Annotated in this window: 13 protein-coding genes and 1 other annotated feature (1 of these 14 cut by a window edge); of the genes, 1 reads left to right on the top strand and 12 read right to left on the bottom strand. The window is 40.3% G+C overall.

The genetic code is table 11. From position 1 onward, the window contains the following. Nucleotides 1-92, bottom strand: a binding site (T-box leader); it reaches 147 nt to the left of the window's first position. 102 nt (nucleotides 93-194) lie between these two features. From H9647_RS15560 to H9647_RS15615, 12 genes are all read right to left on the bottom strand, one after another. Then, nucleotides 195-2312: a GDSL-type esterase/lipase family protein gene (locus tag H9647_RS15560; RefSeq protein WP_404822633.1), complete on the bottom strand. Its 2118-nt coding sequence runs from the start codon at nucleotides 2310-2312 to the stop codon at nucleotides 195-197. A 310-nt stretch (nucleotides 2313-2622) separates the two neighbouring features. After that, nucleotides 2623-4398 carry a thiol reductant ABC exporter subunit CydC gene (gene cydC / locus H9647_RS15565; protein WP_191801554.1) on the bottom strand — a complete coding sequence of 592 codons (1776 nt, stop codon included), beginning with the start codon at nucleotides 4396-4398 and terminating at the stop codon, nucleotides 2623-2625. A 1-nt stretch (nucleotide 4399) separates the two neighbouring features. After that, on the bottom strand, nucleotides 4400-6169 hold the full coding sequence (gene cydD, locus H9647_RS15570) for a thiol reductant ABC exporter subunit CydD (RefSeq protein WP_191801556.1): 1770 nt from the start codon (nucleotides 6167-6169) through the stop codon (nucleotides 4400-4402). After that, nucleotides 6169-7182 carry a cytochrome d ubiquinol oxidase subunit II gene (gene cydB / locus H9647_RS15575; protein ID WP_191801558.1) on the bottom strand — a complete coding sequence of 338 codons (1014 nt, stop codon included), beginning with the start codon at nucleotides 7180-7182 and terminating at the stop codon, nucleotides 6169-6171. Before cydB ends, cydD begins: the two co-directional genes overlap by 1 nt. Beyond that, nucleotides 7169-8578 (bottom strand): cytochrome ubiquinol oxidase subunit I, encoded by a 1410-nt coding sequence (locus tag H9647_RS15580; RefSeq protein ID WP_191801560.1) that lies wholly within the window; start codon nucleotides 8576-8578, stop codon nucleotides 7169-7171. The genes cydB and H9647_RS15580 overlap by 14 nt, the downstream gene beginning before the upstream one ends. A gap of 232 nt (nucleotides 8579-8810) precedes the next feature. Further along, on the bottom strand, nucleotides 8811-9452 hold the full coding sequence (locus H9647_RS15585; protein ID WP_191801562.1) for a response regulator: 642 nt from the start codon (nucleotides 9450-9452) through the stop codon (nucleotides 8811-8813). 159 nt (nucleotides 9453-9611) lie between these two features. After that, nucleotides 9612-9956: a type II toxin-antitoxin system PemK/MazF family toxin gene (locus tag H9647_RS15590; protein WP_191801564.1), complete on the bottom strand. Its 345-nt coding sequence runs from the start codon at nucleotides 9954-9956 to the stop codon at nucleotides 9612-9614. A 210-nt stretch (nucleotides 9957-10166) separates the two neighbouring features. Further along, complete coding sequence (locus H9647_RS15595) at nucleotides 10167-11003, bottom strand: formylglycine-generating enzyme family protein (protein ID WP_191801578.1); 837 nt, start codon at nucleotides 11001-11003, stop codon at nucleotides 10167-10169. Between the two features lie 133 nt (nucleotides 11004-11136). Further along, a complete protein-coding gene (locus H9647_RS15600) occupies nucleotides 11137-11772 on the bottom strand; it encodes a glycoside hydrolase family 11 protein (protein ID WP_191801580.1) in 636 nt (211 codons plus the stop codon). A 295-nt stretch (nucleotides 11773-12067) separates the two neighbouring features. Further along, nucleotides 12068-13492, bottom strand: coding sequence for an L-arabinose isomerase (gene araA, locus H9647_RS15605; protein ID WP_191801582.1), 1425 nt, complete (start codon nucleotides 13490-13492; stop codon nucleotides 12068-12070). A 74-nt stretch (nucleotides 13493-13566) separates the two neighbouring features. Then, nucleotides 13567-14262, bottom strand: a complete 696-nt coding sequence (locus H9647_RS15610) for an L-ribulose-5-phosphate 4-epimerase (RefSeq protein WP_191801584.1) — start codon at nucleotides 14260-14262, stop codon at nucleotides 13567-13569. A 16-nt stretch (nucleotides 14263-14278) separates the two neighbouring features. After that, on the bottom strand, nucleotides 14279-15880 hold the full coding sequence (locus H9647_RS15615) for a xylulokinase (RefSeq protein ID WP_191801586.1): 1602 nt from the start codon (nucleotides 15878-15880) through the stop codon (nucleotides 14279-14281). Between the two features lie 342 nt (nucleotides 15881-16222). Between H9647_RS15615 and H9647_RS15620 the strand changes: the two genes are divergently transcribed. Next, the gene (locus H9647_RS15620; RefSeq protein WP_191801588.1) at nucleotides 16223-17305 is read left to right on the top strand and encodes a GntR family transcriptional regulator; all 1083 of its coding nucleotides are present in this window, start codon (nucleotides 16223-16225) and stop codon (nucleotides 17303-17305) included. The last annotated feature ends 14 nt before the right edge of the window (nucleotides 17306-17319 follow it).

Consider the following 17319-nt stretch of genomic DNA (forward strand, 5'->3'; position numbering starts at 1 on the left):
AATTCGGAAAGATGTCAGCACCGGTTTACACCAACCACCGGCTCTCTGGAGCATTCGTTCATCTTTCTTACTTTGGTTATAAAAACCTTTCCATCACTGTTTTGTTTGATTTTCAATTTTTACCATTTAATCATACATATAGAAGTGTGTCAACTTTGATTTATCTCCTATTTTATTCTACATAAATACATAATCTATTTCAGAGAGGCAACATCATTTTCTACATTCACTTCATTCGAAAGCACCCACATAAAATAAAGTGCCTTCGCCGCCTTTTCTCGAGTAACGTGAGCTTTCGGGTCTAATTCATTTCCGTTCATCATCTTGCCCCTAGCAATTCCTTTTTCCGATCGGATAAGCCCAAGTTCATAAGCGTCCTTCACTTTTAAAATCCACTCGGGGTTAATTTCTGAAGTATCTATCAGCTGCTCCCACGATACTAAAGGATAGTACATAGCTCCTCTGAGCGCAGGATCTAGATTTGGATCATAATTAGGATCTCCGGGTATTACGCTCGCTCCGTTATAATCCGTCATATATTTCGGCTTCACCGGGAAGCTCCTATGATATGCATCACCTAACATGGAGGCCATCATTTCTCGTGACAAATCTCCATCTTTGTATTCTGAGAATTCCTTTTTCTTTATTCCCATCAGTTTGGAAAGGCTTTCAACAAATTCTTTTACTGTTATCGTCGATTCTGGATTAAAGTTACCACGACGGTCTTTACTCATCACACCGAGTTGAATTAATTTTTCAATCTGATTGCGGTAATATGCCCCTTTACCTGTCGTTGTGTCATTCGTTATCTCAGGAAAAATCTTAGTCCAGTCCCCTGATATAGCCGCGCGCCTTACATCTCCTTGCAGATAAGACACAAGGACAGCAGCAGTCGCATCCCCTTCTTGTTCCCTATTCAAAAGCTCTGTAACGATCATTCTTGCATATTGTTTAGACATCGTTTCTTTGAAGTGAGTCCCGTCATTCTTTTTCGATGGATGTCCGTTAGCATAGCTTCCGTCACTCGTTTTACCCGGTGTTTCTCCTGCTTCAATCGACATGAACATCGCTGTTGTCGCTTCTACACCGATCTCGTTATAATAAGCTACACTTGCAGAATTAAGATCAATCAGTGTTAACTCCTTATCTTCTGCAATTCGTTTCAGAATATCAGGAAATTGCCGAGTCTTGAAGGAGTTCGTGTATACATATCCAGGACTCGCATCCCCTTTAATTCGGGACATTGGTGTTACGAGAACAGGGATCATACCCTGGGCACGAATGGCGGGCAGGTAAACCTCTTCAAGATACGATTGATACATGGCTTCCGTTGATCCTCTGCCATAACGTCTGAACTCATCCGTACTCTCATCATTATGTCCGAACTGGATAAACACATAATCGCCGGTATTTCCGCTAAGCAAAATATCATTCAATCGACCTTCTGTGTACGCATTTTTAAAAGAACGGCCACCCATAGAGTAGTTTATGATATTCACTTTGTTTAAATGAAACATAGAATCAATGACTTGGCCCCATCCGCTCATCGGGGCTTCTTCGAAGGTATAGGACTTAACAGTGGAATCGCCGAGAAGAAATACAGTAGGACGATTCCCAGGTTCATGTTTTTGAGGTGAGATAGGCTGTAATACAATTTCTTCAATACCCACCGGCGTATTTATTTTATTCGGTTCGATTTCGATATCCAGAAAATTTCGTCCGTTAACATACGTATATGTCCACTCTTTATCTTTTGCCTCGGCAGTATTTTTTATAGGGATCAGTTTGGCTGCATCCCAATAACCACCTTTCAGCAAGCGGCTGGTCTGCATACCTGATACAGATACTGTTGTGTCCGCCGCAACAGATGTAGTTTTTACATATACACGATACGCGCCGGGAGGAGCCTGAATACGAAAAGCCATACCGTAATGATTATAATTGTCCTTTTCATACTTAAGTTCTTCATAAAAACTAGGTTCTGATATAAAAAAACCTGTACCATCCGAGGTAATCTGTTCGGTATGCACTTCCCGTGCTGGCATCGCACTGGTCTGCTCTATAAAGCCATAACCCGCCGATGCGTCATATAGAGGAGCACCATGTTCTTCATCATACACAACGGCCTTGTATCCAGGCATATCTTGATTAGTAAAATTAAACTTATACTCATTTTCAAGTGATATTGGAGTCTCACCCCCTGCTAAACTCGTTACAGGACTTGCGTTCGCTACACTCGAGATCGGAACAAAAAAAGTGGTAAGTAAAATGGTGGACAGTGTCCAAATCTTGAACTTTTTCAAACAATACACTTCCTTCCTGAATTCTCGAACCTTAGCCTTGACTTTGTCTCCCCCTAATTTTTGTAAAGTTCACCACCTTAGAATACTATTTTCGACTTTGATTTAATTCTATATTTTTGAATAATTACCTTTTATCAATAATATTAGATGGGTAGAATCAACATGTCTGCTTACTGAGGAAAAGAGATCAGTCAACATCCATTTCTATGATTAGTGTCACAATAAAAAAGAGAGCGTAATGATAATTATCATTCGCCCTCTCTTATCGTAAGATCTATATGATCATCATGCCACATCTAATAATCGTACAAAGCTTTTATCACAATAAATAAGAAAAATGATCCAATTCGTATAGATTACGATATCGTTCATTTGCCATCAGTGTTTGATGGCTTCCTCTCATTTTTACGAATCCATCCTCCATAAAAATAATCTCATCCATTTGCTCCAGTCCTGTTAGGTGATGAGTAACCCATACAAGTGAACGATCTTTCAGCAAGTCGAGTATGGTATCAATCAATTTTTTCTCTGTGATCGGATCTAATCCAACGGTAGGTTCATCTAATAACACAATTGGACGATCTTGGAGCAATACACGTGCCAGAGCAATACGCTGCCTTTCTCCACCTGAGAAACGGCTCCCTGCCTCCTGCATTGATGTATGAATCCCTTGTGGAAGACTATCGATAAGACGATCAAGTCCTACCATCTGAATCACTTGATGTATTTGCTTATCATCAGCGTCTGGACATGCCAATCGTATATTATTGGCAACAGAAGTATCAAATAGATAAGGAGACTGGTTCAAAAATGAGAATAACCTATTCTGGTTTGCCTGAGCAGTAACACCATTTATAAGTACGCTGCCTTCAGATGATAAAATCGAACCCTGGATCAGCTGAAGAAGTGTTGACTTGCCTGAACCGCTTCTACCTAGAATTGCGACCTTTTTTCCTTGAGGTATTTGTAAGTTCACCTGACGAACCGCCCATTCTTTTGTATCTGGATATCGAAAGCCAACCTCCTGCAATTCAAGCATAACAGACGCCATGTTATCAAAAGGTTTTATTTCATCTGCTGTGACTTGATATTTCATTTCCTGAGCAACCATGTTTGCGTCTTGTTCCATCTGCTTGATTCGCTCGATAGACCTGCGATATTCCGGAAGTTCCATAATGGCATTACTCGTCCGAAGCAGGGTATCCATTAACGGAAAGGCAATTAAGCCAAACGCAGCAATCCATACAACGTCAAGCTTTCCTGCTTCAGCAAATGTACCTGCCCATAAAGTCATACAAATGATAACTAGACCAGATAGGCTATAAACAAACCAGTTTAGTCGCCAGTCATATCTTCTTAAATAATGATTGATACGCGCAGATGCTTGCTGTGTTCTCTTGAACTTCTCTATAAATAAGCGGGACTGCCCGCTCATAACCCAATCAGTCAATCCTAATACGGCATCGGTAAGTTCCTGATAAGAACGGCTGCGCCGATCCTTCCATTCCTGTCTTCGTTTCATTGTACTGAAAAGTGCAATACATGGAATGATAAATGCCAGAAAACCTACAAAACATCCTAATAATAAAGCGAACTTCACATCATACATTCCAAGCGCAACAATGCCAACGCCAAAGATCAAAATGGAAGAACACAAAGGAAGAAGTGCTCTCAAATATAAATTTTGAAGCCGCTCGATATCCTCTGCTAACAGCCCTAACACTCTGCCCGTACTAATACTGCGCCGAACCGTCAGCACATGGGGTTCAATTGTTTGATACATTCTTACACGCATTCGCCCAAGCACCTTTAAAATGGTACTATGGCTCAGCAACCGTTCTGCGTACTGGATAACCCCTTTACCAAATCCAAAGGTTCGGACAAGTACAATGGGTACATAGATCATAAGTATATTTTCCGGACGCAGTGCAGCTTTTGATATAAGTGCGCCTGCTGTATACATCATGGCAGCGGCACAGCCTGCGGATAATAAGGACAGAATAATGATAAGCAAAAACAACCCCGCATATTCCTTAACATAAGGAGTAACCCACGATGGATGCTCTTTACTTTTCTTTTGTATGAATCTCCGCATTTTATATGCTCACTTCCCCTTCATCCACTCCAGCGCTCCATTTTGTCTTGGTCAGCCAAGTATTAGATGTTCCGCAATCTGTAAGCTCACCGCTGTTCATAAGCCATACACATTCCATCTCTTTCATCCAATGAAGGCGATGTGTAGCAAGTAGAAGATGTTTGCCTGAAAGCAGTTTTAGTATCATTTGCTTTAGTTCCCACTCGGTTTCAATATCAAGGTGAGAGGTCGGTTCATCCAAAATAAGAATAGGTCGCTTGCTGAGCAAAGCCCGCCCTAGAGCAATCCGCTGTGCTTGTCCCCCGCTAATACTTCTGCCGCCTTCCCCAATTGGTTCATGAATACCTGAAGGCAGTGCATCAATAAGTGAACGAAGGCCTACCACATCAATTATTTCTTCCGCTTGCTCGGTAGTAGCATCTGGACAATAAAATCGCAAATTATCCAGAACCGATTGGCTAAAAATATGAGGATGCTGCGGAATAAGAGCGACTTGCTGCTGCCACAGAAGCCGTACATCTCCTTCAATTTTGATTCCATTTACCTGAAACGATCCCTCTGCTGGTTCGATTAATCCTGCCAGTAAGTGCAGCAAAGTCGTTTTTCCAGCACCGCTCATTCCGATCAAGCCTAATTTAGCTGTCTGTGCTGAAAAACTCGCTGAAATTCTATTTATTACAGGATGCTCATTCTCACCCGTAACAACTACATCTGACAACGAAATCGAAAAACCGGAGGACAAATGAAATGGATCTGAATCAAGTGGCTGAACTCTCTCCCTATGATTAGGTTCAAGCTCTGATTTCTCTTTCATATCTTTTCTATTCGAATCTAGCGTATTTAGCATATTTCTAATAGCTTGCCATGCTTCACGTCCATCAAGCGAAGCATGGTAGTCGGAACCGAGCATTCTCACAGGTAAAAACACCTCAGGAGTCAGTAAGAGAACGGTGAGCGCTGCTGTAAAACCCATAGATCCGTCAATAAGTCTGATCCCTAAACTTACTGCAACCATGGCAATAGATAACATGCTAAAGAAATCAAGAGCAAAAGATGATAAAAAAGCAACTCGTAATGTTTTCATCGTCGCTTTTCGATAATTGTCACTGACTAAGCGAATCGTTTTCCCGTGATCTTTACTTCGTCCTAAATACTTTAAGGTCTTCAGACCACGGAGTGCATCGGTATAGTGATGGGACAACACCCGGTAAGATGTCCATTGTCGCTCAGCCTGTGTTTTTGCTGCAAGGCCAAGCAGGATAAAAAATGTAACAAGAAGAGGTAAAGTAACCGTTAGAATGCCACCCGATATAAGATCAAGCTTCATGGTCCATCCCCAGAGTACGAGTGTCAAAACCATCATATCTACGAACCTAGGAATTGCGAGCTCCAGATAAGTGCGAACCTTGTCTACCCCTTCCATGACTAGCGTAATCTTCTCCGCACTGCTGCCAGAAGTGAGCCATACCTCATGTTGTCCAAATATTCCCTCAATCAGCTGTTCCCTCATTCTCTCTGTTGCTTTCTCCGCAAACCGCCCAGCTACTTTACGCTGAATCCAGACGATCGTGTATCTAGCAAAGAGACAAACCAAAAAAAGAATGAATGGCTTATAAGCCATTTCTAGTGGATGTTCTTGAAATAACACGCTGATTCCTTGGGCAAGAAACAGAGCTTGACCTATAATAGCTGCACCAAGGAGCAAAGAGATCAGTCCGAGGACAGTCAGATGGATTTTAATCCCTCGTAAAGTGAACCATGATTTATCCATTAGTGCTCCGCAAGCTCCTTCTCAGATACTCTTTTACGAAATACATAATAGCTCCAGCACTGATAACCGAGTACGAATGGAAGGAAAATAACGGCCACTATCGTCATCGATTTCAAAGTATACGGACCAGATACCGCGTTGTAGATGGTAAGATCGAAGGCACTGTCTAAAGAACTAACCATAACACGTGGAAACAGTCCAATAAACAAAGTAGCAAAAGTGAGCACAACAAGAAGGCTTGTCGCGATAAAGCTTTGTTTCTCTAGTTTTTTTCGTAAAAATAATGCAGCAAGTACAAAAATAACAGCACCTAGAATAATTGCTGCAATGAGCCAGCCGCCGCGTTTTGTATACAAATCCGTGGAGATAGAAGCAAGGAGTGCCAACACAGCAAGAAATACTGCTGTGATCGGCAGCGTAATTAGTGCATATTTACGTGAACGTTCTCTGAGTTCCCCTTCTGTACGCAGGGAAATGAAGACAAGTCCGTGAAGCAGACATAACATAACCACTGCAAGACCAGCCCATACGGTAAAGAGATTTACCAGATTTCTTCCTTCGATTGCAATATTCATATCGCTACCGATGGGTACACCTTGAACAATTCCGGCAAGAATCATACCCATTAGGAATGGTGTTGCTAAGCTTCCGATCATGATACTAATATCCCATGTTTTTTTCCATCCATTACTTGACATCTTGTGACGAAATTCAAAAGCTACTCCGCGCAAAATAAGTCCAAGAAGAATGAATGTAAAAAATAAATAATAACCGCTGAGCAGAGTAGAGTACCAATGTGGAAATGCAGCAAACATAGCTCCGACAGCGGTAATTAACCATACTTCATTTGCATCCCAGAATGGGCCAATCGTACCAATCAGCATTCTTTTTTCCGTATCATTTCGAGGCAAGAAACCAAGAGACATGCCCACACCAAAATCAAATCCTTCGAGAAAGAAAAAACCTACAAAAAGAACAGAAATCAGTAAAAACCATAAATCATTCAGTGACATGACGATCTCTCCCTTGATGTGTATATGGATCCTCTATCGTCGGTATTGCATTGGCATCCTGATAAGGACTCTTACGAGCTTCACGCACGAACAGGAATGCTAAAACACCTAGTAAGATAAGGTACAGACTCGTAAAGGAAATGACAGAGAACAGAACCTGATTACTAGTGACAGAAGTGGATACAGAGTCTTCAATTGTTAACAGACCAAAGACTGTCCAAGGTTGGCGACCAATTTCTGTCATAATCCATCCAGCAGTGTTACCGATAAACGGCAGTGCAATCGACCAAAGCATTAATTTCAGGTACCAAGGACGTGCTTGGTCGAGACGTTTGCGCATCGCAAGATAAATACCGTAAAATGAAAGCAGAATCATTGCAGTTCCGCTGGCAACCATAATTCTGAAACTCCAGAATGTTGTTCGAACAGGCGGTATGTAATCACCTGGTCCATAAGTTTCTTCATATTGTGCCTGCAGTTCATTCATTCCTTGTACGGAGCCGGAAAATTTATTGTAAGACAAGAAGCTCAGCATATAAGGAATGTTAAGTTCAAATTTATTTTCTTGATTTTCTGTATCGATCAGAGCAAATACAGTCCAAGGAGCAGGATCATCACTCGTTTCCCAAAGTGCTTCACTTGCTGCCATTTTCATAGGCTGTGTTTCAACAAGATATTGAGCTTGTCCATGACCGAACATCGCTACACACATCGAGGAAATCCCAGCGATGATAACTGCTGTAATAAATGAAGATTTAAAAAACTCCACGTCTTTTTTGCGAAGAAGTTTCCAAGCACTAATACCTGCAACCAAAAATCCACTAGTTGCAAACGCAGCAAAAATAGTATGAGGGAACTCCCACAATACTTGTCCGTTCGTAATTACTGCCCAGAAATCTGTCATTTGTGCTCTTCCGTCGATTACTTCATATCCAACGGGATGCTGCATGAAAGAATTCGCCGTCAAGATCCAGAATCCAGAGAGCATTGTCCCGATAGCTACGAGCCATATACACATCAAGTGTAGTTTCTTAGGAAGTTTATTCCATCCAAATACCCAGAGTCCGATAAATGTGGATTCCAGAAAAAAAGCAAGCAAAGCTTCAATCGCAAGCGGTGTACCAAATACATCGCCAACAAATCGCGAAAATTCCGACCAGTTCATTCCAAATTGAAATTCTTGCAAAATACCGGTTACAACTCCAAGTGCGAAGTTGATCAGAAGAAAATGTCCCCAGAATTTAGCCATTTTTTTGTACATTTCTTTTTTGCGCACAACATACATAGTTTCCATAATGGCTATCATCAAAGATAATCCAATGGATATCGGCACAAATACAAAGTGCAGAATTGTAGTTGTAGCAAACTGAATCCTTGCTAAATCAAGCACATCCATGATGTACTACTCCCTTCTAGTGTAAATAACTACAACATTATACCTAGGAGTGAAGAATCACACATGGCTCGATAGGGGGATAAGAATTGACAAATAGCTGACAATGAAATGACAACTTTGTGAAATTAATAACTTACTTTGACAGGCAGTGACCTTCATCATATCTTTTTATAAAACATGACCAAATTAAAATGCCGCTTAACTAAAATAAATCAAAAATCATAGCAGTGCCTTAGATAAGTCCTTGCTCCACAGCATACCGGGTCAGTTGGACTCTGTTTTGAACTTGAAGCTTTTGCAGTATATTCTTAAGATGATTTTTTACCGTATATTCCGAAATTTCATATCTTAAAGCAATCTCTTTATTCGTCAAACCTCTAGCCACTTCATATAAAATATCCCGCTCTCTTGAGGTAAGGTGAGTTACCGTTTCCTTTCTTTCTGTAATATGCACTTCTTTCAAAATTTCGTATGCTAGTTCTCTACTTAGAGGTGCTGCTTCATTCATTACGCAGTCTAAATATTCGAGCGAAGTGGATTGATTGAGGTTCTTAAGCAGATAACCTTGAGCCCCGTATTTAAGTGCTTCAAGCAGATTCAGCATATCATCAGATACCGTAACCAAGACGATCTTAATAAAGGGATAACGTGCTTTAATATGTCTTGTGGCTTCAAACCCATTCATTTCGGGCATTTCAATGTCCATAAGAATAAGATCTGGAAGCTTTCGTTCCACAAATTCAATAGCTTGTAAACCGCTGGTGGCTGTACCAATGACTTCAAATCTCTCCACTGATCCTAACATCTCACATATTGCGTTCCTTGCCTGTGCGTGGTCATCAACCACCAGAACTTGGGTTTTCGTGGTGTCCATTAATGGGTCCCTCTTTTTCTCTCTTTATTATTAAAAATCCAGGTGACTTCATCAAACTCGCTTAAAAGGCTGCCGTGTACCGGCAGCCTTTTATCATTTTGCTAAGTATGAACCTATTCGTCAAGAAGAAAAAGCCGCCAACAGCGACTTTTCAGCATACTATTTCTTAAGCTCACGACTGAAACCAAACATAACATTGACGATGGTTGATAAAACTTTCTTCAAGTCCTCAGGAGACAAACATCCCATCTTTTCCTTTAGATTAGATATTGGTATTGTATTCATTGTATTTAACATAACGACTGCACGATCCGCTCCTATTGCTTGACCATCCACTTCTACTTCGAGAATATGATTAGATTTCCCACGCAAAAATTGAACTGTTACGATCTCCGGTCCTTCCTCATCTTCCGTTTCCTCACGTGTCACAATTAACTGAGTTACTATATAATCACGTGTGTGCGAAAGTCCTGACCAAATTTCTCCCCGTTTAATCTTTGACATATTCATCCCTCTCTATGATGACTTTTACTTACTCATTAATTTACGTAGGAGGGAAGCATTTGTACAGTGAATTAATACCGACATTTTGAATACTCTTATCAGTCCCAAAAGATAAATATTGTTTAATTTCTGTTAAAAGAAGTGTTTTGATTGTCCATCCTTAATGTTCCAGGTTAGTTGTGATTACCTAGACTTTGTGTACCAGTCTCGTTACTCGTCCCGAACTACACGAAAACCCTGATCAGCTCCAAATCCATTCGGATCAAATTTCCCTTGAAAAGATATCTCATTGCTGTTAATATCACCTATCCAACCGCCGCCTTTCACGATACGGAAAGAGTTGCTATTTTCCTGGTCCTCATACCAGTCCCAACACCATTCTCTTACATTACCTGACATATCATAAATTTCTAACTCGTTAGGCTCCTTAAGCCCTACTTCTTTTGCCTTAGTTCCGTTATTTTCGATCGCAGGCCAGTTCCAATCACCTGATAAGTATTTATCTCCAGCGTTTCTCCAGTACCAAGCTACTTCATCTGCTTGATCACTGCCGCTATATGTGTAGCCCTTGCTCATTTTGCCCCCGCTTGCGGCGTATTCCCATTCCGCTTCTGTCGGCAGTCTGTAACCGTTAGCTCCCTCATTCACCGTAACGGTCCATTTTATGGGATCATTCTCATTCCTATTGTTCGGATCTTTTTTGCTCTTATCTATATTATAAAATGGTTTCAAATCCTCTTTTTCACTTCTTGCGTTACAATACTCTATCGCGTCATACCAGCTAACCATTTCTACTGGTAATTGTTCCCCTCTAAAATTAGAAGGATTGCTTTCCATTACTTCCACCCACTCTTTTTGAGTCACTTCATATTTACTCATATAGAAGTTTGGGATGGTTACTTCCTCGCCATAATAATTGGAGTTTTTATTTAGAAATGACCCGCCTTCCACGAGTACAAAGTTATCATTTTTCACTGACTTTTGTTGCGAACAAGCACTAATTAGAACGAATAATAATGATAAAAAGAAAATCGATCGCTTTTTCATTCGCTTATCTCCTTTTTTCCGTATAGAAAAAAAGTTATAGGCCGCATGGACCTATAACTTTCCTCCTGCAAAGCCGAAAGACTTCCTCTTTTTTCGTTATATAAACTGTAATGATATACTTTCGGTTAAAGTGTTACCATACGGTTACATTCGAACTGCCGCTGCTTTGGTAACCCTCTGTTGCTAATACCTGATATGACCAACTGCTTCCTAAATTCATCCCCACATTCTTCCATGCGTTAACATGGTTGCCAAACGTAATTGACGCGTTAACTCCGGTTGGTCTTTTGGATTGACGGACACTCCAGTACTGAGTAAATGTTTGTGTTCCGTCTATGGAAGGTGCATTGTACCTTGTTGTCGTGTAAATATCGTAAGTACCTCCATCGCTAGTCATGCTGCCTTTATAGGTTCCCGTCGGTCTATAAGTACCCCAGCTATCAACGACATAGTACTCAATTAATGAGTTCCTAGTCCATCCATAGAGGGTTAAGTATCCGTTACCCGAAGGAGCAAAGACACCCGCATTATAATTTACGGTTCGGGTCGGTGATCCGGTGGTCCAGCCTTTGCCGACAACAAAATTGCCAGTATTACTCCAGTTGACGCTGTAATTCCCTCCAGAGCCATTGACCGCATTCACGGTTCCGCCGCCATCTGTCCAATTTTGCCAATAATCGGTTGCTGCACTCGAGGTTGCTGCAAATATTCCTAAACTCATGGACACTGCAAGGATTACCGCTCCAACTTTCTTTTTCATTTTAAACATAAACTACCTCCTGGCCTATTTTTGATTCATTTTTGCTTTACAACATGCAGCAGTATCTTGGTTGTTTTTTTGTTTCGAGTAGCAACATACCTATCTCTGCCTGTGTCATCATTCTTGAACGCTTAACCACCTCCTTTACGGAAAGATTATAAGTTGAAAGCGCATACAAAACTATTGTGCAAATTAAAGGTTTTACTTTACTTTTCACTGGTAAATCAACTCAAACAGAAAAAAGCCGCCCTTTAAAGGACGGCTCTAATGATATGATTCTTATCATTTAGAAGAAGATGAATAATTACTTAATTACTACATAATCCAGGTTTACGAGTTTAGCGTAAGTTACAATTTGATCTGTAGTTAAGTTAAGAGATACAACGGTATGGTGGCCGCCGCCATTTTCGATCCAAGCTTTAACCCCATCTTGGAAGTTTGGTTTCACGTTCCAAAGTACACGAGCTACTGGAAGTTTTGGAGCCGGAGTTGTTGGTTCAAAAGCAGTAACTTCGTTGATCAAAAGCTTGTAGTGTGTACCGAAGTCAGCCATGGATACAACGACACCGTCTCCTTGTTTTCCGTCGAATACCAAACGAGCTGGATCTTCTTTATCGCCAATACCGAGCGGTGAAACGACAACTTTAGGTTTGTTGCAAGCGAGTGTTGGATCCACTTCAAGCATGTGAGATTGAAGAATGGACTCTTGTCCAGCTGTGAGTTCATAAGTGTAATCTTCCATAAAGCCTGTAGACTTATTGTGGCTCATTACTTTGAGCAAACGATCCAGTGCTGCTGTCTTCCAGTCGCCTTCTCCCGCAAAACCATATCCTTGAGCCATCAAACGTTGGACGGCAAGTCCAGGAAGCTGTTTCATTCCATGCAGATCTTCAAAGTTTGTTGTGAAAGCATTGTAGCCGCCTTGATCCAAGAAGCGTTTGATCGCGATTTCATAGCTGATTTGTACTTTTACACTTGCTTCCCAAGCTTCTTTACTGTAATTACCGTATTCAAAATCATACAATTCTGCATATTCAGCAAACAGATCATTAATTTCTTCTTCTGTAACTTCATTGATAACCTGAACAAGATCACCGATACCAAAGTAATCAACCGTCCAGCCAAATTGAATCTGCGCTTCGACCTTATCTCCTTCAGTAACCCCTACATTACGCATGTTGTCGCCAAAACGAGCAACTTTGATATGGAAGCTTTCATTGTATGCAACCGCTACGTCCATCCATTCTGCAATTTGTTTTTGCACTTCAGGACGTTCCCAGTAACCTACAACAATTTTGTTTTGTTTGTTCAGGCGAGCATTAATAAATCCGTACTCTCTGTCTCCATGAGCAGCTTGGTTGAGGTTCATGAAATCCATATCAATGGTTGCCCAAGGAATACTTTCGTTATATTGAGTTGCTAAATGAAGTAAAGGTTTTTGCAACAGTTTTGTTCCGCGAATCCACATTTTTGCTGGTGAAAAGGTATGCATCCAAGTAATTACACCGGCAACTTCATCACGATAGTTAACTTCTTTCATAATGTCTGTAATCTTATCTGCACTTACTGCTAGATCTTGCAATACGAGCGGGTAAGGAAGAACACCGCTATTATTTAATGCATCCGTCATTTCTTGAGCGTGGGCTTTCACTTCTGCTAATGCTTCTTCTCCGTATAGATGCTGTGAACCAACAACAAACCAAAATTGTTTTGTGCTAACTGTTGTCATATGAATCCTCTTTTCTATTATTTATAGTGCAATCAATTTCAAGTTAGTAATACGATGTCCTTGATTCAGTTAACTTACTTTTGTCCGTAATAAGCGTTTTTTCCATGTTTACGTAAGTAGTGTTTATCTAAAATGCGCTGCGGCAATTCCTCTGCAAAATGATTTAACTCTCTAGCAAATAAATTCATTTTCGAAACTTCTTCTAGCACAACACTATTCATTACTGCTGTTTTTGCATCTTTTCCCCAAGTAAATGGTCCGTGACCCTTAAGCAAGACACCTGGTACTGCCATAATATCGATACCGCGATTCTCAAAAGTCTCGATGATCACATGACCTGTTTCGGCTTCATAACCGCGGTCAACTTCCTCTTGTGTCAAGAATCGTGCGCAGGGAATGGAACCATAGAATGTATCTGCATGTGTAGTTCCCATGACCGGAACATCAAGTCCCGCTTGAGCCCAGACGGTTGCCCATGGTGAATGAGTATGGACAATACCACCGATTTCTGAATATTTTTTATAAAGAACGGCGTGAGTTGGCGTGTCAGAAGATGGTCTATACTCACCTTCCACGACATTGCCATCTAAATCAACAACGACCATATCACTTGCTTTCATCGTTTCATAATCAACACCGCTAGGCTTAATAACAAACAAACCGCTTTCACGATCGATGGCACTTACATTGCCCCACGTATATTTAATAAGTCCTTGTTTAGGTAGATCGAGATTGGCTTGAAACACTTCTTCTTTTAGTTGTTCTAACACCGGATTCCCTCCCCTTTTAAGCTAAGTTGTCAACAGCAGCCTGCTCAATTTCCAGACCTTTTTTGTATCGTTCGATAAATATTTCAAATCCTTTAACGTCTACTTCATCCGGATGAACTTCCTCAGCCACAACATCTTTAAAGACTTTTTGGTCCAGGAAGTCTTCTAAACTTTCGTTTGAGTCTTTATTAATCATGTAAGATGCAAGAATAGCCATTCCCCATGCGCCGCCCTCTCCAGCTGTGCTTGTCACAGATACAGGAACATTCAGTGCCGCTGCAACCATCTTCTGTCCAACGAGAGGAGTTTTAAATAAACCGCCATGAGCTAAGATGCTGTCGATTTCTACATTTTCTTTCTTCGTCAGAATGTCCATTCCGATCTTAAGGGCCCCAAATGCAGTAAAAAGATGCGTTCTCATGAAATTAGCTAAATTAAAATTACTTTCAGGGGTGCGGACAAAGAGTGGTCGTCCCTGCTCTAATCCTGTAATATTTTCGCCGGAAAAATAACCGTAGCTTAGCAGTCCGCCGCCGTCTGGGTCCGCTTCTAGTGCCTTGTTAAACATGACACTGAATAGTTTTTCCGTCTCCACTTTATGACCCATTGCTTGTGAAAATTCGCGGAACAGCCCCATCCAAGCATTGATATCGCTAGAACAGTTATTGGCATGTACCATTCCAACAGGGCTACCATTTGGAGTCGTTACCATATCAATTTCCGGATGTAATTCGGAAAGATCATTTTCTAATACAATCATCGCAAACACGGAAGTTCCTACGGAGACGTTTCCTGTGCGCTTTTTAACACTATTGGTAGCAACCATTCCTGTACCCGCATCGCCTTCAGCAGGACAAAGTGGAATACCTGGTTGTAAATTTTCTGATTTATCAAGGATTTTGGCTCCAGCCGCTGTTAATTTACCAGCTTCTTCACCAGAGACATAAACTTGAGGCAGAATATCTTGCAACTTCCAAGGATAACCTTTGGCAGAAGTAAGATCATCAAATTGTCTCATCATTGATTCGTTGTAATCTTTTGTAGATTCATCAATTGGGAAAATACCTGAGGCATCACCGATGCCGATTGTTTTATGATCTGTAAGTAAAAAGTGAATGAATCCAGCCAACGTAGTGATAAAACGAATACGAGGCACATGTTCCTCTTCATTAAGAATAGCTTGATATAAATGAGCAATACTCCAACGTTCTGGAATGTTGAATTGGAACAGATCCGTTAACTCTTTTGCTGCAGTACCAGTTGTCGCATTACGCCATGTCCGAAACGGGACAAGCAGCTGATTATTTTCATCAAATGCCATATAACCGTGCATCATTGCAGAAAATCCAATAGAACCAATCGTTTGAAGTGTAACTTCGTATTTCTTCTCTACTTCTTGCTTCATTTCGCTATAGGCTGCTTGTAGTCCACTGAGAATATCCTCTAAGTTGTACGTCCAAAACCCATCGACTAACTTGTTCTCCCACTCGTAACTACCTGAAGCAATCGTTTCAAAGTTATTCGCAATGAGGACTGCTTTGATTCGTGTGGACCCAAATTCGATACCAAGTGAAGTTTCTCCCTTAGTAATTGCTTGTTTGATATTTAGCTGGCTCATTCTTACGTTTGTCCCCTCTCAGATAACACTTTTAGAAACCTTAAAATCGAAAGAAGGCGCTTTCCTTTTGACAGATTCAGTATATTTTTTGTTCGTACATTTGTCAACAAATTTAAAAGGTATACATACAAATTAATAACGGAAGTTCCTCTTTTTTGGTATTTATGTATACATAAAGATATTATGTGACATAAAGCTACGTAGATAATATAATTGTTTTGAACTTTGTACATAAATAAGATAAAATGATTTATTTGATTAGACATAAATGAAATTTGTACTTACAACTATTTTATATAAATTTGATATATTAACTAACAACGATGAAAGAAGTGAACTTTAGTGAAACCAAAATACCAATTTATTATTGACGATATAAAAAGCAACATTCTTTCAGGCGTTTATAACGTCGGCGAACAAATTCCTACGGAGTCTGCATTACAAGAGCAGTACCAAGTTAGCCGACAGACTGTACGAAAAGCGATTTTAGAACTGTCTAACGAGGGATTTTTAAGAAGTGAAAAAGGTTCTGGTACTTATGTCAGCAACCAATATCGATCTAAATCGAATGGAAATACCAATAATAAGATCATTGGCGTCATCACGACTTATATTTCCGATTACATTTTCCCCTCCATTATCCGTGGTATTGAAGGAAGGCTTAATGAGGATAATTACTCGCTGCTATTAGCAAGTACAAATAATGATGTCGCACAAGAGAAAAAGGCATTAGAAATGATGCTCTCTTATGGGGTAGATGGTTTAATTGTTGAACCTACGAAAAGTAATCTATACAATCCCAATATTGCTTACTACCTAACATTCAAAGAACAAGATGTTCCCTTCATTATGATCAATGCTTATTATGAAGAACTCGAAGTTCCTTTCTTTTGTCTTGATGACGTACAATCTAGCTATCTAGCTACAAAAGAATTAATCTCAAGAGGACATAAAAAAATTGGGATTATCTCGAAAATGGATGACCTACAAGGTAAATATCGAATGAAGGGGTATATTAAAGCGCTGGGTGAAGCTAAATTACGGTTTCAACCTGAACAAGTGCTCTCATTTGATACAGAGTCAAAGCAGAATTTATCCGTTAACATAAAGAATTTCCTAATTGAAAATAGAGATGTGCTGACAGCTATTGTTTGTTATAACGACGAGGTAGGACTTGAAGTCGTAAATGTGTGCAGACAACTAGATATTTCGATACCGGATGAATTATCTATTATTGGTCAAGACAATTCCTATATTGCAAAAAATGCAAATATTAAACTAACTACGCTGACACACCCGCAAGAACAAATGGGACGTGATGCTGCAGATTGGGTCATTAAGAAATTACAAGGTAAAAAAGATCTTCCTACGAGCACTTATTATCAGCCAGTATTAATTGAAGGTGAGACTGTGGTGGAGAAATAGAAATTCATAATAAA

The sequence above is a fragment of the Paenibacillus gallinarum genome (genome assembly GCF_014836635.1).
GTDB lineage: Bacteria > Bacillota > Bacilli > Paenibacillales > Paenibacillaceae > Paenibacillus > Paenibacillus gallinarum.